This is a genomic window from Gammaproteobacteria bacterium (genome assembly GCA_019911805.1).
Taxonomy (GTDB): Bacteria; Pseudomonadota; Gammaproteobacteria; order Thiohalobacterales; family Thiohalobacteraceae; genus JAHJQQ01.
The window spans coordinates 123,649-143,050 of sequence record JAIOJV010000052.1 but is presented as its reverse complement, the minus strand read 5'-3'; the positions used below and the strand labels follow the sequence as shown (position 1 = coordinate 143,050).

Genomic DNA, 19,402 nt, shown 5'->3' with positions numbered 1-19,402 from the left:
TTCTTCCTTGAACACTTTGGCGATAATGGCGCAGCCAGCGATCCGGCCGGCTGCTCGACACCCGCAACGCGCTCGGAAATGCCCCTGATACGCTCCGGGAGCACTCCAGAAGCCCATCCATGCCAAGACACATTATAAGACGTTATCTACCCGATCACCGCAAACTGCGTGAGCACCCGCATCTGCGGCGTTTCGGGGCGCGCCTGCACGACGGCAATCTATGGCATCTCAATCGGCGCTCGGTGTCCGGCGGCGTCGCGATCGGCCTGTTCTGGGCCTTCGTGCCCATGCCCTTCCAGATGCTCCCGGCCGCGCTCTGTGCCATCGGGCTGCGCGTGAACCTGCCGATCGCGGCGGCGCTGGTGTGGATCACCAATCCCATCACCCTGCCGCCCGCGTGGTACGCCAGCTATCGCCTCGGTACCTGGATGCTGCGCCTGCCAGCGCGTGAACTGCATTTCGAGCTGTCGTTCCACACCCTGATCGCCGGCATGGGTGGACTGTGGAAGCCCGTGTTACTGGGCGGCGTGACCCTCGGCGCGGTGCTGGCGCTGATGGGGTTCGTGACGGTACGGCTGGCCTGGCGGCTGTATGTCGTACAGCAGCGCCGCCGCCGGCGCATTCTGCGCCACCTGCCCTAGCAGCCAGCCCCCTGTCTACGCTCAGCGCGGCTGCAGCCGGCCATCGCGCAATTCCAGCACACGGTCCATGCGCCCGGCGAGTTCCAGATCGTGGGTGACGATGACAAAACTCGTACCGAACACCTGGTTCAACTCCAGCATCAGCTCGTACACCGCCTGGGCCGTGTGCCGGTCGAGGTTGCCGGTGGGTTCATCCGCCAGCACGCACTGCGGCTCGGTGACCAGGGCGCGCGCCACTGCCGCCCGCTGACGCTCGCCACCCGACAGTTCCCCGGGTTTGTGGCGCAGGCGCTCACCCAGGCCGACGCGTTCGAGCATAGTGCAGGCGCGGTGACGGGCGGCCGCGACCCGGTCGCCGCGAATCAGCAACGGCATGGCGACATTTTCCAGCGCACTGAATTCCGGCAACAGGTGATGGAACTGATAGACGAAGCCGAGTGCCCGGTTGCGCAACCGTCCGCGGGCGGCGTCAGACAGCTGCGCCATGTGCTGGCCGCTGACCTGGATATTGCCGCTGGTGGGCCGATCCAACCCACCCAGTAAATGCAGGAAGGTACTCTTGCCACTGCCGGAGGCACCGACGATGGCGACGCGCTCACGCGCGGCGACCGCGAAATCCAACCCTCGGAGCACGTCCACGTTCAGCCGGCCTTCGGTGAAGGTCTTGCTCAGGCCCTGGCAGGCCAGCACCGGCACAGGGCTATTCATAACGCAGGGCCTCGGCCGGCTGGGTGCGGGAGGCGCGCCAGGCGGGATAGAGCGTCGCCAGCATACTGAGGAAGAACGACACGCCACCGATGCGCCACACATCCAACCACTCGAGCTGCGACGGCAGTTTGCTGATGTAGTACACATCCGGCGACAGGAACCTCACACCGAAGAGCTGCTCGATGAACGGCACGATGGTCTCGACGTTGAGTGCCAGGCCGATACCACCGAGCACCCCGAGCAGCGTGCCGAAGGCGCCGATGATGGTGCCCTGTACGATGAAGATCGTCATCACCGAAGCCGGGGTGGTGCCGAGCGTGCGCAGGATGGCGATATCCGCCTGTTTGTCGGTCACCACCATCACCAGGGTGGAGACGATGTTGAAGGCGGCGACCGCGACGATCAGCGTGAGGATGACGAACATCACGCGCTTCTCGGTCTGTACGGCGCGAAAGAAGTTCGCGTACTGGCGGGTCCAGTCGGTGAGACGCAAGTCCGCCGGCAGGCGCACGGCCAGCTCGTCGTTCACGCGTGCGACCTCGAACATATCACGCAGCTTGAGACGCACACCGCTCACCCTGTCGCCGAGCTCCAGCAGCTTGGCGGCATCGTCGAGATGCACCAGGGCGACGCCGCGGTCGTATTCGAACATGCCGACCTCGAAGATGCCGCTGACGGTGAAGCGTCGCAGCCGCGGTATGGCGCCCACGGGTGTGACACTGACCTGGGGGCTGACGACGATGATCTTGTCGCCGACCTGTGCACCCAGCAGCAGTGCCAGCTCGCTGCCGAGGATGATGTTGTATTTCCCTGCCTGCAGATCGGTCAGCTCACCGATCTTCATATGCTCGCCGACATCGGACACCGCTGGCTCCTCCTCCGGCAGGATGCCGCGCACGATTGCCCCGCTCACCTGATTGCCGTGCGTCAGCATGGTCTCGGCCTGGACATAGGGTGCCGTGCCGATCACCTCCGGATTCTCCGCGGCGATATGGGCGATCGCCTGCCAGTCGGCCAGGCCCTCACCGTAACCCATGATCTGGACATGCGCGGCCATGCCGAGGATACGGGTGCGCAGCTCCTGTTCGAAGCCGTTCATCACCGACAGTACGGTGATGAGCGCAGTCACGCCCAGGGCGATACCCAGCATGGAAATCAGTGAGATGAAGGAAATAAAATGGTTGCGCCGCTTGGCGCGGGTGTAGCGCAGACCGATGTAGAGTTCGTAGGGACGAAACATGGGGCGGCATTAAACCATGAAAGCCCGGCTTCCGGTAACGGTTTCCGGGGCGGACATCGGTGGATGGGTCGAAGCACTATACCCTGAAGCCCGGCGCGTAGGGTGCGTCGGCGCAGCGACGCACCATGACCGCCGCGGTGTGAAGCCCCCGGTGCGTCAGGCACGCCTCGACACAGTTGCAAGCGGTCGTCCCACCCGGCAGAGTTGGCACTGTATCGCAACCGGTCATCCGTGCTGGACCTATCAGGCCCCTGCAACCGCGCGAGCCCGCACCCATGAGCCACAAATACGAACGCCTGCTCGAATCCATCCTCAAGGAGCCCGTCAGCGGCAACATTCACTGGCGCGAGATCGAATCGCTGCTGCATCACCTCGGCAGCGCCGTCACCCCCGTCCATGGGGCGCGTATCCACGTCGTCCTGAATGGTATCGAGGGTACCCTGCACCGGCCGCACCACAGCGGTGTCTGCACCAAACAGGAGGTCCGGCATGTGCGCGAGTATCTCCTCGCGGCCGGTGTCACGCTCGTGGAGGATGGGCAGGGTCACGGCACCCGCTGAGGAGCCCACCCACTGTCCGGTCGCACCTCACCAGATCTGCGGCATCAGTGGAAAGGCAAGGCTGTTTCACGCGTTTCATCCCGGTGCTATAGTGCCCGCAACAGGGGAAGAGGATCTGAATATGCATCTCAAACGCGTTCTGGTGGCGGTGGTGTTGGGGGCCGCGCTGCAATCCATGGCCAGCGCGGATACCCTGGTGCTCGACGCCGTCCAGGCCAACGCCGATGCCGAACGGCCGGGCAAGGGCGAGACCATGGCCGCGGTCGAGGCCCGCTTCGGCAAACCGCAGTCGGTCATCGAGGCGGTCGGACAGCCACCCATCACCCGCTGGATCTACGACGGGTTTACGGTCTATTTCGAGGGCGACCGGACCCTGCACTCGGTCGTACACCGCTAGGCGGGGCCACACGTGCCTCTCTCCGTGCCCGCACTGCGCGGGCACGTCTACATTGCGACCCGCCATTCATGACAGCGACGCATTTTCCACCCGAGTGGGCCCCCCAGGACGCCGTCCAACTCACCTGGCCGAATGACCGCGGTGACTGGGCACCCCACCTCGAGCGGGTGGAGCCGGTGTTCCTCGCCATCGCCCGGGAGGTGGCGCGCCGCCAGCGGCTGCTGATCAGCTGTTACGATAGCGGGCATCTGCGGGCCGTTACGGACCGCCTGCGCACCGCCGGCGTGGACCTGGACCGGGTGCGCCTGTTCGTAGTCCCGTCCAACGACACCTGGGCCCGCGACCACGGCCCCATCACGGTCTACGGTGACGCCGGACCACGATTGCTGGATTTCGTCTTCAACGGCTGGGGCGGCAAGTATGACGCCACGCTCGACAACCAGATCACCGCGCGCCTGAGTGCGGCCGGCGCCTTCGGGGACTGCCCCCGGGTCGAGGTGGAGCTGGTGCTGGAGGGCGGCGGCATCGAGACCGACGGCGAGGGTACCCTGCTGACCACGGCCAGCTGCCTGCTCGCACCCACCCGCAACCCGCAACTGAACCAGGCCCAGCTCGAGGCGCGGTTACATGAACTGCTGGGGGTGGACCGCTTCCTGTGGCTGCACCACGGTGCGCTGGAAGGCGACGATACCGACGGCCATGTCGACACCGTCGCCCGCTTCTGCACGCCCGACACCATCGCCTATCAGGGCTGCAGCGACCCGCAGGATCCGCACTACCCCAGCTTGCAGGCGATGGCCGGGGAGCTGCACGGGTTTCGCCGGCGCGACGGCCGGCCCTATCGTCTCATCGAGCTGCCCTGGCCCGCGGCTAAGCGCAACGCCGCCGGCCAGCGCCTGCCGGCGACCTATGCGAATTTCCTCATCATCAACGGCGCCGTGCTGCTGCCGGTCTACGACGACCCCGCCGACGCGGCCGCGATCGCCGCATTGGCGCCCGTCTTCCCCGATCGCGAGATCGTGCCGATCGACTGCAGTGCGCTGATCCTGCAATACGGCAGCCTGCACTGTGTCACCATGCAGCTGCCGCAAGGCGTACTCGGCGCCACGTGAAACGACCGGCGCCGTCGGGTAGCATGATGGCCCTTGCGTGGGCCCATTCGAGAGCATGGCAGTCATGAGCAAAACCCTTAGAGTCGGTCTGGTGCAGGAGGCCTGCGGTGATGACCGCGACGCCAACCTCACCGTCATGATCGCCGGCATCCGTGCCGCCGCCGCGCGCGGCGCGCAGCTGGTGCTGCTGCAGGAGCTGCACAACAGCCACTACTTCTGCCAGTTGGAGGATCCCGCGCTGTTCGATCTCGCCGAGCCGATCCCGGGACCGACCACCGCGGCACTCGGTCCGCTCGCCAAGGAACTGGAGATCGTCATCGTCGCCTCGCTGTTCGAGCGGCGCGCGCCCGGCCTCTACCACAACACCGCCGTGGTGCTGGAGCGCGACGGCAGCATCGCCGGTATCTACCGCAAGATGCACATCCCCGACGATCCGGGCTACTACGAAAAGTTCTACTTCACGCCGGGCGATCTCGGTTTCGAACCGATTCAGACCTCGGTCGGCCGGCTCGGCGTGCTGGTGTGCTGGGATCAATGGTTCCCGGAAGGTGCGCGTCTGATGGCACTGGCCGGGGCCGAACTGCTGTTGTATCCGACCGCCATCGGCTGGGACCCGCAGGATGAGCAGGACGAACAGGCGCGCCAGCGCGACGCCTGGATCACCATCCAGCGCGCCCATGCGGTGGCCAACGGCCTGCCGGTACTGGCCTGCAACCGCACCGGCTTCGAACCTGACCCGAGCGGCCACGGTGCCGGCAGCCACTTCTGGGGCTCGAGCTTCGTGGCCGGTCCTCAGGGCGAGATCCTCGCCAGCGCCGGGACCGACACCGCCGAGGTCCTGGTGGTCGATATCGACCTGGCCCGCAGCGAACAGGTACGGCGCATCTGGCCTTATCTGCGCGACCGCCGCATCGACGCCTACGGCGACCTTACCCGGCGCTATCGCGACCGTTGATCAGCGCTGCCCGGCGGCCGCTACCACCTCGACCATCGCCTGTGTGAGCGCGGCGAGTTCGTCGGCGGAGATGACGTAGGGTGGCATCGCATAGACGAGGTTGCGAAACGGACGCAGCCACACGCCGCGGTCCACGAACTGCGCCGGCATCCAGCGCATGTCCACCGGCTGCCGTAGCTCGATCACTCCGATCGCGCCGCACACGCGCACCTCCCGCACATGGGGGAGATCCCGACAGGGGGCGAGCCCCGCCTCCAGTCCCCGTCCGATCGCCGCCACACGTGCCTGCCACGGACTCTCCAGCAGCAGCTCGATACTGGCATTGGCCACGGCACAGGCCAGCGGGTTGGCCATGAAGGTTGGGCCGTGCAGGAACACGCCGGGGTTCGCACTGCAGATCCCAGCCGCCACGCGTCCGGTCGTGAGCGTCGCCGCGAGCGTCATGTAGCCCCCGGTGAGGGCCTTGCCCACGCACAGGATGTCAGGCGCAATGTCCGCATGCTCGCAGGCGAACATCTGGCCGGTGCGCCCGAAGCCGGTGGCGATCTCGTCGGCGATCAACAGGATATCGTGCTCGTCGCACAGCATGCGCACCTGGCGCAGGTATTCCGGGCAGTAGAAACGCATACCGCCTGCGCCCTGCACGATCGGCTCGAGGATGACGGCAGCGATCTGGTGGGCGCCGCTGCGCAGCTGCTGGCGCATCTCGGCGAGTTCCGCCTCCTGCCAGTCGCTGTCGTCGCGGCACTGCGGTGCATGCACGAAACTGTGCTTCGGCAGCACGCCGGTAAATAGCGCGTGCATGCCGCCGACGGGATCGCAGACGCTCATCGCTCCGAAGGTATCGCCGTGATAGCCGCTGCGGATGGTCAGCAGCCGGTTGCGTTCCGGGTACCCCTGCGCATACCAGTACTGGATCGCCATCTTGATCGCGATCTCCACCGCGACCGAACCCGAGTCCGCGAAGAACACGTGTTGCAGCGGCGGTGGCGTGAGATCGATGAGATGCGCCGCCAGGCGCGCGGCCGGACGGTGCGTCAACCCCCCGAACATCACGTGCGCCATCTTCCCGAGTTGTTCCTGCAGCGCACGATTCAGCCGTGGGTGGTTGTAGCCGTGGATTGCCGCCCACCAGCTCGCCATGCCGTCGATGAGCTCGCGCCCGTCTTCCAGGCGCAGGTGTACACCGCGCGCCGATTGCACCGGGAACATGGGTAGCGGCGCGGTCATGGAGCTGTACGGATGCCAGATGTGGGCACGGTCGAAGGCGCGCCAGTCCTGTTCGACGGCCTGCAAGGCGGAATTCATAGCGGTGTTGTCCTGAGGAACGATGGTTGTCACTCGGTGGCGGTTGAGGCATTGTAACCTGGGAGTTTGTCAGACTTGGGCGATCGTAGCGCGCCGGGTGGGAGAGTGAGATCATTTTCCCAATCCTGCGAGGGAAATAACTGTTGCTATTTGCCGAGCAGGGGCAGAAAAACAGGCGGCTATCCCGCCGGTGCAGCAGCAAAGTCCCAAACCCGACCGACTCCTGGGCAGTGCCACCATAGCTGTTGCGTGCAGATCATTATCGGAAGGAAACAAGGCCGTATGATACTGATTCTCGAGCCGGACACCGACCAGCAGGGCGCACCCTACCGACAGTTGCTGGACCACCTCTCCCGCCTGCCCAACATCCAGGTGCGCGTGCGCCAGGAGGTCGGTGCCCAGCAGGTGCTCACCGAGATCTATCTGGTCGGCGATACCGCAGCGCTGTCCATCGACGACATGCGCAGCCTGCCGACGGTGGAGCGTGTGGTGCGGGTCTCCCAGGAATACCGCATTCTCGGGCGGCACCGTGACGAGACGCGACCGACCTCCTTCGACTACAACGGCGTGAACTTCAGTCAGGATACACTGCATGTGTTCGCCGGCTTGTGTGCCGTGGACACTCCCGATCATGTCGAGCAGATGCTGCGCGCCCTGCAGGAACATGGTCTGGTGTGCACGCGTATGGGTGCCTACAAGCCGCGTAGCAGTCCCTACGCCTTCCAGGGCCACGGCAAGGCATGTCTGCCCTACGTGTTCGAGCTCGCCGGTAAATACGGTATCAAGGTCGTCGCCATGGAGGTCACGCATGAGAACCATGTGGGCGAGATCCGCGCGGCCCTGGAGGCGACCGGCCATCCCACCGGCGTACTACTGCAGATCGGTACGCGCAACACCCAGAATTTCGAACTGCTCAAGGCCGTGGGCAGGCAGCAGGAGATGCCGGTGCTGCTCAAACGCGGCTTTGGCATCACCCTGGAAGAATCACTCAACGCCGCGGAATACCTCGCCAGCGAGGGCAACCGCAAGGTGATCTTCGGCCTGCGGGGCATGAAGACCAACATGGGTGACCCACACCGTAACTTCGTGGACTTCGCGCATGTACCCGTGGTCAAGCGCCTCACACGCATGCCGGTGTGCATCGACCCGTCGCATTCGGTCGGCACACGCGAGTGCGCCCCCGACGGTATTCTTGATATTTGGCATGCTACAGCGCAAGGCGTGATCGCCGGCGCGAACATGATCCTGGTAGATTTCCATCCAGCTCCCGAGATAGCCTTGGTCGACGGACCGCAGGCGCTGCGCCTCGAAGAGTTGGCACCGTTTCTGCAAGATGTCGCTATAGCGCGCGAGGCCTACGAGCGGCGGCGGGCACTGGCCCGCCAGACTCCGCCCGATCTGACCTGACGGCACGACGACAGCGCGTTGATATGTTGCTAAAGATGAGGAGAGATGTTATGCACTACGGGCCCTTATTGGCAGGTTGTTTGCTCTTGGCGTCACAGACCGTGATGGCCGCCGAAGGGGAAACGGCAGCACCTACGACCGAAGCCGACACTACGACGTCGACATCAGATGACGGGCAGAGCACACCCGCACCTGCACCCACTAGCGGTGGGGATTACGTCACACCGGATCCTGGCTGCGACTGACAGGCAAGCGCCGGACACCCGGCGAACACTCAAAACTACAACCCTGTGTTCTACCACCCGGAGGAAATAACGATGACACCCAGACCACTGATCGCCGCAATCGCACTGACCTTCGCAATCGCCACCCCGCTGCACGCGGCCAAGGATGTGAAGGTCAAGATCACGCCCGAGATCGCCTCGGTCGAGGTCATGCACGATGGCAAGAAGACCACCATCATGCGTAATCAGGACGAGAAGAACACCGTCAATCCGGCATTCGCCAAGACATCACGCGACTGCCCGCCCTTCTGCATCCAGCCAGGCACGCTCGCGCCCGGCGTCGAGACCATCGGCGAAGTCGAGGTGCTGGACTATCTCAAGCGCATGGCTGACGGCGACAGCAGCATTCTGGTGATTGATTCGCGCACCCCCGACTGGGTGGAGCGTGGCACGATCCCCGGTTCAGTGAACATCCCGTGGACCCAGCTCAACGCCTCGCAATCTGACCCGTTCACCATCGCCGACATCATGGAGAAGCGCTTTGGTGCGCGCCAGCAGGAAGGGCTGTGGGACTACAGTGGGGTCAAGACGCTGGTGATGTTCTGTAACGGCATGTGGTGCGGCCAGTCGCCGAATAACATCAAGACGTTGCTGAAGTTCGGCTACCCCGCAGACAAGATCAAATGGTACCGCGGTGGCATGCAGGACTGGGAGATCCTCGGCCTCAGCACCGTACCCGGCAAGAAGCCCTGACGGCTGTCCCCGTTCAATTTTGTACTTCGAGGCGGCTGCGGCCGCCTCTTTTTTGTGTCGCGAACGCTCAGTCGCCCGGACGCAGGCGGCGCAGATAACGGTACAGCGTACGCTCACTGACACCCAGCAGGTCGGCGGCGCGGCCACGATGGCCATGACCGGCCTGCAGGGCCTCCATCACGGCCTCGTCCGTGAGGCGCCCATTGCGGCGGTCCAGCAGCCGCGGGGCATACGGGTGCGTCTGGGCCGCGGTCGCCACGGGCTGGTGCGGCTCGTCGAAGACGACATGGCCGGGGCGCAGGGCGTCGTCGCAGGCCAGGATCGCGGCACGCTCGATGATGTTGCGCAGCTCGCGCACGTTGCCCGGGTAGTCGTACGTGAGCAGCACCTCGATCACCTCGGCACTCAGCGGCAGATGCCGATCGGCATCTTCCAGGCGTGCCAGGAAATACTCCGCCAGACGCGGGATGTCGTCCTTGCGTTCACGCAACGGTGGGATGGCGACCGGGAACGCCGACAGGCGGTAATAGAGGTCCTGGCGGAACCGGCCATTGGCGACCATCTCCTGCATGTTACGGTTGGTCGCGGCGACGATGCGCACATCGATCTTGACGTAGTCGGTCCCACCGATGCGGCGGATGGTGCCGGTCTCCAGCACGCGCAGCAGCTTGGTCTGCAACGGCAGCGGCAGTTCGCCGATCTCGTCGATGAACAGCGTGCCACCGTCGGCGGCCTCGAACAGGCCCTTTTTACGCTGGCTCGCGCCGGTGAACGAGCCCTTCTCGTGGCCGAACAGTTCGGATTCGATCAGGCTTTCACCGAGTGCGCCGCAGTCCACCACCACGAAGGGACGGTGCGCTCGGTTGGAATAATGGTGCAGGTATTTCGCTACCTGCTCCTTGCCGACACCGCTCTCGCCGAGCAACAGTACCGTCGTCTGCGTGGGTGCGACCCGCTGTAACAAGCTGGTCATGCGCAGCAGCGGCCGCGCACGACCGATCAACAGCGCCTCGCCCTCGCCCTCCGGAGGTGCTACGCGGAAGATGCTTTCACCGATGTAGCGCACCTCGCCCGCATCGTCCAACAAGGGGCTCGCGTGCAGTTGCACGTACTCTTCACGCCCGTCACGGTCGAAATGCACGTGCATCACCTGCGTGGCGCGTTGGTGCAGGAATACCTCTTCCAGCGGGCAGTGCTCGCCGTTGTGGCTGCAGGGCACCGGGGAGTGGTGCGAGACCTCGTGGCAGAGCCGGCCGACCACACCGTCGTCGGAGACGCCGTAGCGCTCGCGGTAGGCGCGGTTGGCGGCGACGATGTGGTAGTCACGGTCGATCACCACGAAGGGATCGGGGATGATGTCGATGATCTGTTCGCAACTCGGCTTGGAATGGACTGACACGGGCGCCTCCTCGGACAGGGTCGGACATGACATATGCTGACAGTCTATGCCTTCATGTCATGACATGTCACGTCCGTCCGCCGGGTTTCTCCTCTCCTGTCAGTCACCCTGCGGCTTGGGCGCGGCCTGCAGGCGGGTGATGCCCAGTGCCTTGAGGATATATTTCTCGTAGATCGGGTCGGAGGAGCCTTTCTTCATCTTGCGCATGAAATATTTCTCGAAGGCGACCTTGCCCAGGTGCACCCATTTGCCCTTCTTCATCCAGGCGACGTTACGTGGCGGGATCTGCGGGATGGCCACGAAGGCCACGCCGGTATCGCCCATGTCGGCCAGACAGATGGCGTTCCAGGTACCCTTCTCGGTCACCGGTTTGCCGGCAAGATCGTCGCGGATGTTGTGGGCTACCGCCGTTGCCATGGATTCGATCATATAGCCCGTCTTGGGCATGCCGGTCGGGACCGGGGTAGCCTCCAACGGGGGGATGGCGATGCATACACCGAGGGAATAGATGTTGTGCCAGGCCGGATTGCGCTGGAACTCGTCGACCTTGACGAAACCGCGTGGATTGACCAGTTTCTCACCGGCCTTGGCAACCGCGTCCACACCCTTGAAGCCGGGGATCAGCATGGAATATTTGAAGGGCAGTTCATGCTCCTTGATGACCTCACCCTGTTCATTGTGTTCGGCGACGAACATCTTGTCCGGCTCGACCCGCATGACCTTGGCGTTGCAGATCCACTTGATGTGATGCTGGCGCAGTTCCGACTCCAGCATGGACTTGGAATCACCGACACCGCCCAGGCCGAGGTGGCCGATGTAGGGCTCCGCGGTGACGTAGGTCATGGGCACCTTGCTGCGGATACGCCGCTTGCGCAGGTCGGCATCCATGATGAAGGCGAATTCGTAGGCCGGCCCGAAGCAGGATGCCCCCTGCGCCGCACCGACGACAATGGGACCGGGATCCCGCACGAACGCCTTCCAGCCCTCGTAGGCCTGCTCCGCATGGTCGATGGTGCAGACCGACTGCGTATGGCCCTGTGGTCCGAAACCCTCGATCTCGTCGAATGCCAATGCCGGGCCGGTGGCGATGACCAGGTAGTCGTAGTCGATCTCACGGCCGTCGCCCAGCACCACCTTGTTGTTGTCCGGCTGGATCTCGGTGACCGCCATGGGAATGAAATCGATATTGCGCTTCTTCAGATAGGGTGCGATCGGGAAGGTGGTATCCCGACGCGAACGCCAGCCCACCGCGACCCAGGGATTCGATGGCACGAAGCTGAAGGTGTCCGAGGCATTGATCACGGTGACGCGGTGCTCCGGGCCGAGGATATTGCGGATCTCGTAGGCCGCGGGCATGCCGCCCGTGCTCGCGCCGATGATGACGATGTGTGCCATAGATACTGCTCCTGTTGTGGATTGGCAAGGTTGAACCTGCTTGCCAGTGGATCAGCATATTCTATGCCATGGGTGCGCCGGCAGCGTGCCGCATCATCGCGATACCGTTCGCAGGCTTTCAAGGTAATCGATCAGGCCGGCGCCACAGACCTGCAACTGGTCGAGGCTCTGCGCATTCTTGGCGACACCGATACAGCCCGCCAGCGCGGCGAGCACGAAGCTTGCCGTGTTCGCACAGTCGACGTCGGCACGGATGTGACCCGTCTGCTGCGCACGCTGCAGCGCATCCCGAATCCCCTGGTGCCATTCCTGGTAGATGCGGTCCAGGCGCGTACGGAAGCCCTCGTCCAAGGGTGACATTTCCTGGGCGAGGTTGTTCAGGGGGCAACCGAAGGTCACGATGTCACTGCCAAATACCGTGTCGATGTCGCGGATGGAGCGCAGGATCTGCTCCAACGGTTCGTCGGCCTCGGCCAGCGGACGCAACCAGACGGCCTGAATGACCGCGCGGATCACCTCGTCGACGACCGCGTAGCCCAGTGCCTGCTTGTTGGGAAAATGATGATACAAGGCACCCTTGGTCAGGCCGATGGTGTCCAGAATGTCGTCCAGGCGCGTGCCCTGGTAGCCGCAGCGATAGATCTGCCGGAACGCCGCATCCAGAATCGCGCGTCGGGTTCGGTCGGCGGTGCGCTTGAGGGCAGCGGTGGCGTCCGGGTTGTTCATGTCTCGGGCAGTTCCTCGGGAATCCAGGCGGTGAGCGTGTGCTGGCGAGAGGACGCGGAAATACAGGGCAAAACGGGCCACACCACCCCGATTCCCACCGCCCTCTTGGGGTTTGGCGTACCCTGACCGCCGCTCCGTCATTGCCGGGCCGCCGGCAGTCGCGGCGCGACCGATCCCGCCCACGCTCGGTTGACAAGGCCCCGGGTACGCGACTATGGTACATACCAACTGGTCTGTTTGCCAGCCCGATGAATCGTCTGACAGCGCTGTCGATGCCCGACCGTTCAGCATCTTCAGTAGCGCCTCAGCGGCGCCTGGCGATGTAACCGATCGAGGAGTGACCCTCATGAACACACCTGTCGAAACCCCCAATGCCAACCTCGATGCCTGGCTCAACCAGAAGCTGGATGAACTGCTGCCCGGCAAACTCGCCACTATCGAGGCGAGCAAGACACCTTCCATGGCCATCATCGCCACCAAGGGCACCCTGGACTGGGCCTATCCGCCCTTCATCCTCGCCTCGACCGCGGCAGCCCTGGGCTGGGAGGTCAGCATCTTCTTCACCTTCTACGGTCTGCTGCTGTTGAAGAAGGATCTGCCCTGCGAGATCAGTCCACTGGGCAACCCGGCGATGCCGATGAAGATGCCCTTCGGTCCGCAGTGGTTCCAGAACATCACCTGGCCGATGCCCAACCTGATCATGGCCGGCATCCCCGGCTTCGAGAAGGTCGCCACCGGCCTGATGAAGAAGACCTTCAAGAACAAGGGCGTCGCCACCGTCGAGGAACTGCGCTCCTTGTGCCTCGAGGCCGACGTGAAGATGGTGGCCTGTCAGATGACGGTCGACGTGTTCGGCTTCTCGCGGGATGAATTCATCCCCGAGGTGACCGACTACGTCGGCGCGACTTACTTCCTGCCGGTCGCCAAGGACGCGGACGTCGCCCTGTACATCTGAGCCGGGCAACGCGCAGACGACGGGGATGCGGGCAACCGCATCCCCGCGTGCGCGCTGGCGGCCAGGATTTTATTAGCCACGGAAACACACGGAAAAACACAGAAGGTGGGGATGCGACGGGTTTTGCATTCCGTGTACTTCCGTGTGTTTCCGTGGCTAAAATAAGTTTTCCGGGCGCATACGACCCCGGCGATGACAAATCCACGCGACGAGGGTGCAGGACCGTCGCCCCTGTGGGACAATACGCCGCTCCGCCAGACCCCATGCCCCGTCGACCACTGATTCTCAACCGATGTCCGAAGCCTCATCTGCCGCGCCACGCCGTTCGGCCCCGCCCTCGACTACGCTCGATCTGCCGCTGACGCCGGCCATGACGCTGGCAGTGCCCCTGCCGGTCGCGCCGCAAACGGCGCACTGGGGCGCCCTGTACGGCGACAGCCGCGCGCTGGCGCTGGCGGCGGCGAGCGCCGGGACGCGGCCCCTGGTGATCGTCACCCCCGACAACCAGTCGGCCGAGCAGCTGCAGGAGGCCCTCGCCTGGTTCGCCCCTAACGCCGGCGACGGTACCGAACTGCAGCTGAGCTTCCCCGACTGGGAGACCCTGCCCTACGATGTCTTTTCGCCGCACCAGGACATCGTCTCCGAGCGCATCGCCTGCCTGTACCGGCTGCCGGAGCTGCGCCGGGGCACGCTGATCCTGCCGGTCGCCACCTTGCTGCAGCGGGTGGCGCCGCCTGGCTATCTGACGCTCAGCGGCCTGCTGCTGGACGTCGGCCAGCGCCTCGACCTGGACGCATTGCGCGGGCGGCTCGACCAGGCCGGCTACCGCTATGTCTCGCAGGTGATGGAACGGGGGGAATTCACGGTGCGCGGCTCGCTGCTGGATCTCTATCCGATGGGTGCCGAGCTGCCCTACCGCCTCGACCTCCTGGACGACGAGATCGAGAGTATCCGCAGCTTCGATCCCGAGACGCAGCGCTCCATCGCCAAGGTCGACAACATCCGGCTGCTGCCGGCGCGCGAGTTTCCGCTGCACGAAGCCGCCATCACACGCTTCCGCCAGGCCTGGCGGGCACGCTTCGAGGGTGATCCGCAACGCAGCGTGATCTACCGCGACGTCAGTCAGGGCCTGGCGCCGAGTGGCGTCGAATACTACCTGCCGCTGTTCTTCGAGACGACCGCGACCCTGTTCGACTATCTGCCCGCCGACGCGCTGCTGGTGTCACTGCCGGATGCGGACCTCGCCGCGGAGGCCTTCTGGGAGCAGGTGAACGACCGCTATGAGCAGCGCCGCCACGACCTCGAGCGCCCGCTGCTGCGCCCCGACGAACTGTACCTCTCCCCAGACGAACTGCGCGCACGCGGCACGGGTTTCGCCCAGGTGCAGATCGATCGCTTCGAGCGGGAGCACCCCGCAGCCACCGACCGTAATTTTGTCACCACCGCACTGCCGGACCTGAGCTTCAAGCCGCGCAGCCCGGAACCGGCGGCCCAGCTGCAACGCTTCCTGGAGGGCTTTCACGGCCGCGTCCTGATCACCGGTGAATCCGCCGGTCGCCGCGAGAGTCTGCGCGATCTGTTGCGTGATCAGGGCATTCACCCCACGGTCTTCGAAGGCTGGCGCGACTTCCTCGCCGGCGAAGCGACCCTCGGTATCGGTGTCGCGCCGCTGGAGCAGGGCCTGCTGCTGCCCGAGCAAGGCCTGGCGCTGATCACCGAGACCCAGCTGCTCGGTCAGCGCACCCGGCAGCGCACGCGGCGCAAGGCGGTGCGGGATCCCGAGACGTTGATCCGTGATCTCACCGACCTCGCCCCCGGCGCACCGGTGGTGCACGAGGACCACGGCGTCGGCCGCTACCTGGGCCTGCAGCGCCTGCACGTCGGCGACATCGAGACGGAATTTCTCGCCCTCGAATATGCCGGTGGCGACAAACTCTACGTGCCGGTCGCCTCGCTGCACCTGATCAGCCGCTACACCGGCACTGCGCCCGAGCAGGCGCCGCTGCACCGGCTCGGTTCGGAGCAATGGCAGAAGGCCCGCCGCAAGGCCGCCGAGCGGGTACGTGACGTCGCCGCAGAGCTGCTCGAGATCCAGGCGCGGCGTCTGCTGCGGCCCGGCCATGCCTTCGAAATCCACACCGAGGACTACCGCCAGTTCGCCGCGGCCTTTCCCTTCGAGGAGACGCCCGACCAGCAGACGGCGATCGATGCGGTGCTGGAGGATCTGGCCGCGCCGCGCGCCATGGATCGCGTGGTCTGCGGCGACGTCGGCTTCGGCAAGACCGAGGTGGCGATGCGGGCCGCCTTCGTCGCCGCCCAGGGCGGCCATCAGGTCGCCGTGCTGGTGCCGACGACGCTGCTGGCCCAACAACATGCGCAGAACTTCCGCGACCGTATGGCCGACTGGCCGCTGCGTATCGAGGTGCTGTCGCGCTTTCGCTCGGCCAAACAGCAGAAGGAGATCCTCAGCGCGCTGGCCGACGGCCGGGTCGACATCCTCATCGGTACGCACAAGCTCCTGCAGTCCGACGTGCAGTTCAAGAACCTCGGCCTGGTCATCATCGACGAGGAGCACCGCTTCGGTGTGCGCCACAAGGAGCGGCTCAAATCGCTGCGGGCCGAGGTGGATCTGCTGACACTCACGGCCACGCCGATCCCGCGTACCTTGAACATGTCGCTGGCGGGCCTGCGTGACCTGTCCATCATCGCCACCCCGCCGCTGCAGCGCATGACCATCAAGACCTTCATCTGCGAGTGGGACAAGCAGACCCTGCGCGAGGCCTGCCTGCGCGAGATCAAGCGTGGTGGCCAGGTGTACTTCCTGCACAACGAGGTCGAGAGCATCGAGCGTATCGCCCGTGAGGTCGCCGCGATGGTGCCCGAGGCGCACATTCGCATCGGCCACGGTCAGATGCGCGAGCGCGACCTCGAGCAGGTGATGCTGGATTTCTACCACCGGCGCTGCAACATCCTGGTATGCACCACCATCATCGAGAGCGGCATCGACGTACCGACCGCCAACACCATCATCATCAACCGCGCCGACAAGCTCGGCCTGGCGCAGCTGCATCAGCTGCGTGGCCGCGTCGGCCGCTCGCACCACCGTGCCTACGCCTATCTGGTCACGCCGCCGCGCCGCGCCATGACGCCGGATGCGGTGAAGCGCCTGGAGGCCATCGAGTCGCTCGAGGACCTGGGTGCCGGCTTCACCCTGGCGACGCACGACCTGGAGATCCGCGGCGCCGGCGAGCTGCTTGGCGATGAACAGAGTGGTCAGATCCAGGAGATCGGCTTCACGCTCTATTCCGAGCTGCTCGAGCGCACGGTGCGTGCCCTCAAGCAGGGCCGGGACCCACAGCTCGACCGGCCACTGGACCACGGTGCCGAGATCGATCTGCACATCCCAGCGCTCATCCCGGACGACTACCTGCCCGACGTGCACACGCGCCTGATCCTCTACAAGCGCATCGCCAGCGCGCCCGACGAGGCGGCATTGCGTGAGTTGCAGGTGGAGATGATCGACCGCTTCGGCCTGCTGCCGCAGCCGACCAAGGACTTGTTCGCGATCACCGAACTCAAGCTGCTGGCCTTGCCGCTCGGTATCAAGAAGATCGATGCCGGCGCCAGCGCCGGCCGTATCCTGTTCGGACACACGCCGGACGTGGACCCGGCGTGCATCATCCGCTTGATCCAGACACAGCCGACGCGGTACAAACTCGAAGGCGCGGACAAGCTGCGTTTCTTTGCCGACATGACCGACAGCGGCGTACGTATCGCCACCGTTGCGCAGTTATTGCGCGTGCTGAGAGGAAAGGATGAAACATGACCTGGCGTGACAAGACCTGGCTGGCCACCCTGCTGCTGGGGTTCGGGCTGGGTGTGCAGGCGGAAGAGCTGCCGCAATACGACGTCGAGGTGCTGGTATTCGCCTCCCTGCGCGCGGACGACGGCCGGGAGGCATGGCCACCGCTCGAACACGCGCCGGCCACCGATCGCGCCCTGCCCTTCATCGCCGGCGGTGGCATCCGCCCGCTGGAGGGCCCGCTCAACCTGCAGGCCATCGCCGCTGCCATGCGCCGCTCCAGCGGCTACCGCCCGCTGCTGCACTGGCGCTGGCGCCAGCCGGGCTGGGAGCGCGGCCAGACCCTGCCCATCCACATTCTGGCCGCCGCGGCCGACGGCCAGCCGCTCCTCGACGGCACGATCTCTCTGGCGCTCTCGCGCTATCTGCACCTGAATGCGGATCTGATCTATGCCGACCCCAGCGTCGGCACCCCCGTCGCACTGCGGGAGGTGCGCCGCATGCGCAGCGGCGAGCTGCATTATCTCGACCATCCGCGCTTTGGCGTGCTGGTACAGGTTGATCCGGTGGCGCGCGACTAGAACCCAGGTGCGCCGGAGCAGGTCAATTCAGCACAGCAGAATGTGATCCGCGGAGATGTACCTCACTCGATCATCGGAATGACCTGCTCCAACAGGGTGCAGGCCTTAATTCTGTCGAACAACGCGCTATCGGAGAACACGTCATTATGACCGAACTGGCAATCATCGGTGGCACCGGTCTGACCACACTCAAGAATCTCGCCATCGAACGGCGTGAGGTCGTGCACACACCCTACGGACAGCCATCCGGCCCGCTCGTGCACGGCCGGCTGTGCGGCAAGGCAGTGGTATTCCTGCCACGCCACGGCAGCGGCCACACCATCGCACCGCACGACGTCAATTACCGCGCCAACCTGTGGGCACTGGATCACATCGGTGTCACCAAGGTGATTGCCATCGCCGCAGTCGGTGGTATCACGCCGGCGACGGTGCCCACCGCGTTGGTGATCCCGGACCAGATCATCGATTACACCTCGGCACGCCAGCACACCTTTTTTCAGGGCAGCCTGGAGCAGGTCACACACATCGATTTCACCTTCCCCTACTGCGAGGAACTGCGCGTCGATCTGATCGCCGCCGGTCGCGCCGCCGGCCTGTCGCTGGTCGAGAGTGGCACCTACGGCGCCACGCAGGGGCCGCGTCTGGAGACGGCTGCGGAGATCAACCGCATGGCGCGCGACGGCTGCGATGTCGTCGGCATGACGGGCATGCCCGAGGCCGCGCTGGCGCGCGAATTGGGGCTGTGCTACGCGGCCTGCGCAGTCTGCGCCAACTGGGCGGCCGGCCGCGGTGAAGGTGAGATCAGCATGGCGGAGATCAACCAGACCCTGACGACCGGCATGGAGAAGGTCCGCACCCTGTTGGAGCAGGTCATTCCGATGATCGAGTGAGGTACATCTCCGCGGATCACATTCTGCTGCGCTGAATTGACATGCTCCAACAGTCCCGTTCGTCGCTCCGCCTCCGGCTGTCGCAAGTCGGCTGCGCGATGAACGGGACCGCCGGAGCGCTGGGCCCCACGCTGGAGGTGCAATTGCCCAGGGGAAAACCCAAGGCATAGGGAAGTGCTGATTTATATTTCCAACGCAGAGATGCAGCGATTTGTATTAACCTGAATGGCACTTATGTAAGCCACTGGCTTGGAAAAACAGCCACGGAATCCACGCAACAACACGGAAAGAATTCACTGTGTAAACCCTGGATCTTCCCCCTGCGCCCCAGTTTCCGAGGTTTGTACAA

The 19,402-nt window shown here is 64.8% G+C and carries 17 protein-coding genes; 11 read left to right on the top strand and 6 right to left on the bottom strand.

The window, feature by feature from the left end; all coding sequences use genetic code 11:
• Window positions 1-119: 119 nt before the first annotated feature.
• On the top strand, window positions 120-641 hold the full coding sequence (locus tag K8I04_05985) for a DUF2062 domain-containing protein (GenBank protein MBZ0071258.1): 522 nt from the start codon (window positions 120-122) through the stop codon (window positions 639-641).
• A 21-nt stretch (window positions 642-662) separates the two neighbouring features.
• On the opposite strand, the gene lolD is transcribed toward K8I04_05985, so the two are convergent.
• Both lolD and K8I04_05975 read right to left on the bottom strand, forming a co-directional pair.
• The gene (gene lolD, locus K8I04_05980) at window positions 663-1,349 is read right to left on the bottom strand and encodes a lipoprotein-releasing ABC transporter ATP-binding protein LolD (protein ID MBZ0071257.1); all 687 of its coding nucleotides are present in this window, start codon (window positions 1,347-1,349) and stop codon (window positions 663-665) included.
• A complete protein-coding gene (locus K8I04_05975) occupies window positions 1,342-2,589 on the bottom strand; it encodes a lipoprotein-releasing ABC transporter permease subunit (GenBank protein ID MBZ0071256.1) in 1,248 nt (415 codons plus the stop codon). The genes lolD and K8I04_05975 overlap by 8 nt, the downstream gene beginning before the upstream one ends.
• Before the next feature lie 275 nt (window positions 2,590-2,864).
• Here K8I04_05975 and K8I04_05970 point away from each other — a divergent pair, with 275 nt between their 5' ends.
• From K8I04_05970 to K8I04_05955, 4 genes are all read left to right on the top strand, one after another.
• Window positions 2,865-3,149: a type II toxin-antitoxin system HicA family toxin gene (locus K8I04_05970; GenBank protein MBZ0071255.1), complete on the top strand. Its 285-nt coding sequence runs from the start codon at window positions 2,865-2,867 to the stop codon at window positions 3,147-3,149.
• A gap of 121 nt (window positions 3,150-3,270) precedes the next feature.
• Entirely contained in the window at window positions 3,271-3,546 is a 276-nt protein-coding gene (locus tag K8I04_05965) for a hypothetical protein (protein ID MBZ0071254.1), read from the top strand.
• Window positions 3,547-3,614: 68 nt separating this feature from the next.
• Window positions 3,615-4,658 carry an agmatine deiminase family protein gene (locus K8I04_05960; protein ID MBZ0071253.1) on the top strand — a complete coding sequence of 348 codons (1,044 nt, stop codon included), beginning with the start codon at window positions 3,615-3,617 and terminating at the stop codon, window positions 4,656-4,658.
• Window positions 4,659-4,713: 55 nt separating this feature from the next.
• Entirely contained in the window at window positions 4,714-5,613 is a 900-nt protein-coding gene (locus K8I04_05955) for a carbon-nitrogen hydrolase (GenBank protein MBZ0071252.1), read from the top strand.
• Here K8I04_05955 and bioA read toward each other — a convergent pair whose 3' ends face one another.
• A complete protein-coding gene (gene bioA / locus K8I04_05950; protein MBZ0071251.1) occupies window positions 5,614-6,921 on the bottom strand; it encodes an adenosylmethionine--8-amino-7-oxononanoate transaminase in 1,308 nt (435 codons plus the stop codon).
• A gap of 282 nt (window positions 6,922-7,203) precedes the next feature.
• On the opposite strand from bioA, the gene K8I04_05945 reads away from it, so the two are divergent.
• Window positions 7,204-8,328 (top strand): 3-deoxy-7-phosphoheptulonate synthase, encoded by a 1,125-nt coding sequence (locus tag K8I04_05945; GenBank protein MBZ0071250.1) that lies wholly within the window; start codon window positions 7,204-7,206, stop codon window positions 8,326-8,328.
• A gap of 317 nt (window positions 8,329-8,645) precedes the next feature.
• On the top strand, window positions 8,646-9,305 hold the full coding sequence (locus K8I04_05940) for a rhodanese-like domain-containing protein (GenBank protein MBZ0071249.1): 660 nt from the start codon (window positions 8,646-8,648) through the stop codon (window positions 9,303-9,305).
• 67 nt (window positions 9,306-9,372) lie between these two features.
• Here the strand turns inward: K8I04_05940 and K8I04_05935 are convergent, their stop codons facing one another.
• The 3 genes from K8I04_05935 to K8I04_05925 form a co-directional block, all read right to left on the bottom strand.
• Complete coding sequence (locus K8I04_05935) at window positions 9,373-10,704, bottom strand: sigma 54-interacting transcriptional regulator (protein ID MBZ0071248.1); 1,332 nt, start codon at window positions 10,702-10,704, stop codon at window positions 9,373-9,375.
• Between the two features lie 99 nt (window positions 10,705-10,803).
• Entirely contained in the window at window positions 10,804-12,099 is a 1,296-nt protein-coding gene (locus K8I04_05930; protein MBZ0071247.1) for an NAD(P)/FAD-dependent oxidoreductase, read from the bottom strand.
• Window positions 12,100-12,192: 93 nt separating this feature from the next.
• Window positions 12,193-12,825 (bottom strand): TetR/AcrR family transcriptional regulator, encoded by a 633-nt coding sequence (locus tag K8I04_05925; GenBank protein ID MBZ0071246.1) that lies wholly within the window; start codon window positions 12,823-12,825, stop codon window positions 12,193-12,195.
• A gap of 346 nt (window positions 12,826-13,171) precedes the next feature.
• On the opposite strand from K8I04_05925, the gene K8I04_05920 reads away from it, so the two are divergent.
• From K8I04_05920 to K8I04_05905, 4 genes are all read left to right on the top strand, one after another.
• On the top strand, window positions 13,172-13,780 hold the full coding sequence (locus K8I04_05920; GenBank protein MBZ0071245.1) for a DsrE/DsrF/DrsH-like family protein: 609 nt from the start codon (window positions 13,172-13,174) through the stop codon (window positions 13,778-13,780).
• Window positions 13,781-14,150: 370 nt separating this feature from the next.
• The gene (gene mfd / locus K8I04_05915) at window positions 14,151-17,606 is read left to right on the top strand and encodes a transcription-repair coupling factor (protein MBZ0071244.1); all 3,456 of its coding nucleotides are present in this window, start codon (window positions 14,151-14,153) and stop codon (window positions 17,604-17,606) included.
• Entirely contained in the window at window positions 17,603-18,163 is a 561-nt protein-coding gene (locus tag K8I04_05910) for a peptidoglycan binding protein CsiV (GenBank protein ID MBZ0071243.1), read from the top strand. The genes mfd and K8I04_05910 overlap by 4 nt, the downstream gene beginning before the upstream one ends.
• 146 nt (window positions 18,164-18,309) lie before the next feature.
• Window positions 18,310-19,053: an S-methyl-5'-thioinosine phosphorylase gene (locus tag K8I04_05905; GenBank protein ID MBZ0071242.1), complete on the top strand. Its 744-nt coding sequence runs from the start codon at window positions 18,310-18,312 to the stop codon at window positions 19,051-19,053.
• Window positions 19,054-19,402: the final 349 nt, after the last annotated feature.

What these genes read in the sequence shown, in the direction of transcription:
- K8I04_05985 (MBZ0071258.1), top strand. Translation starts at nt 120, where the DNA reads ATGCCAAGACACATTATAAGACGTTATCTACCCGATCACCGCAAACTG.
- lolD (MBZ0071257.1), bottom strand. Translation starts at nt 1,349, where the DNA reads ATGAATAGCCCTGTGCCGGTGCTGGCCTGCCAGGGCCTGAGCAAGACC.
- K8I04_05975 (MBZ0071256.1), bottom strand. Translation starts at nt 2,589, where the DNA reads ATGTTTCGTCCCTACGAACTCTACATCGGTCTGCGCTACACCCGCGCC.
- K8I04_05970 (MBZ0071255.1), top strand. Translation starts at nt 2,865, where the DNA reads ATGAGCCACAAATACGAACGCCTGCTCGAATCCATCCTCAAGGAGCCC.
- K8I04_05965 (MBZ0071254.1), top strand. Translation starts at nt 3,271, where the DNA reads ATGCATCTCAAACGCGTTCTGGTGGCGGTGGTGTTGGGGGCCGCGCTG.
- K8I04_05960 (MBZ0071253.1), top strand. Translation starts at nt 3,615, where the DNA reads ATGACAGCGACGCATTTTCCACCCGAGTGGGCCCCCCAGGACGCCGTC.
- K8I04_05955 (MBZ0071252.1), top strand. Translation starts at nt 4,714, where the DNA reads ATGGCAGTCATGAGCAAAACCCTTAGAGTCGGTCTGGTGCAGGAGGCC.
- bioA (MBZ0071251.1), bottom strand. Translation starts at nt 6,921, where the DNA reads ATGAATTCCGCCTTGCAGGCCGTCGAACAGGACTGGCGCGCCTTCGAC.
- K8I04_05945 (MBZ0071250.1), top strand. Translation starts at nt 7,204, where the DNA reads ATGATACTGATTCTCGAGCCGGACACCGACCAGCAGGGCGCACCCTAC.
- K8I04_05940 (MBZ0071249.1), top strand. Translation starts at nt 8,646, where the DNA reads ATGACACCCAGACCACTGATCGCCGCAATCGCACTGACCTTCGCAATC.
- K8I04_05930 (MBZ0071247.1), bottom strand. Translation starts at nt 12,099, where the DNA reads ATGGCACACATCGTCATCATCGGCGCGAGCACGGGCGGCATGCCCGCG.
- K8I04_05925 (MBZ0071246.1), bottom strand. Translation starts at nt 12,825, where the DNA reads ATGAACAACCCGGACGCCACCGCTGCCCTCAAGCGCACCGCCGACCGA.
- K8I04_05920 (MBZ0071245.1), top strand. Translation starts at nt 13,172, where the DNA reads ATGAACACACCTGTCGAAACCCCCAATGCCAACCTCGATGCCTGGCTC.
- mfd (MBZ0071244.1), top strand. Translation starts at nt 14,151, where the DNA reads ATGACGCTGGCAGTGCCCCTGCCGGTCGCGCCGCAAACGGCGCACTGG.
- K8I04_05910 (MBZ0071243.1), top strand. Translation starts at nt 17,603, where the DNA reads ATGACCTGGCGTGACAAGACCTGGCTGGCCACCCTGCTGCTGGGGTTC.
- K8I04_05905 (MBZ0071242.1), top strand. Translation starts at nt 18,310, where the DNA reads ATGACCGAACTGGCAATCATCGGTGGCACCGGTCTGACCACACTCAAG.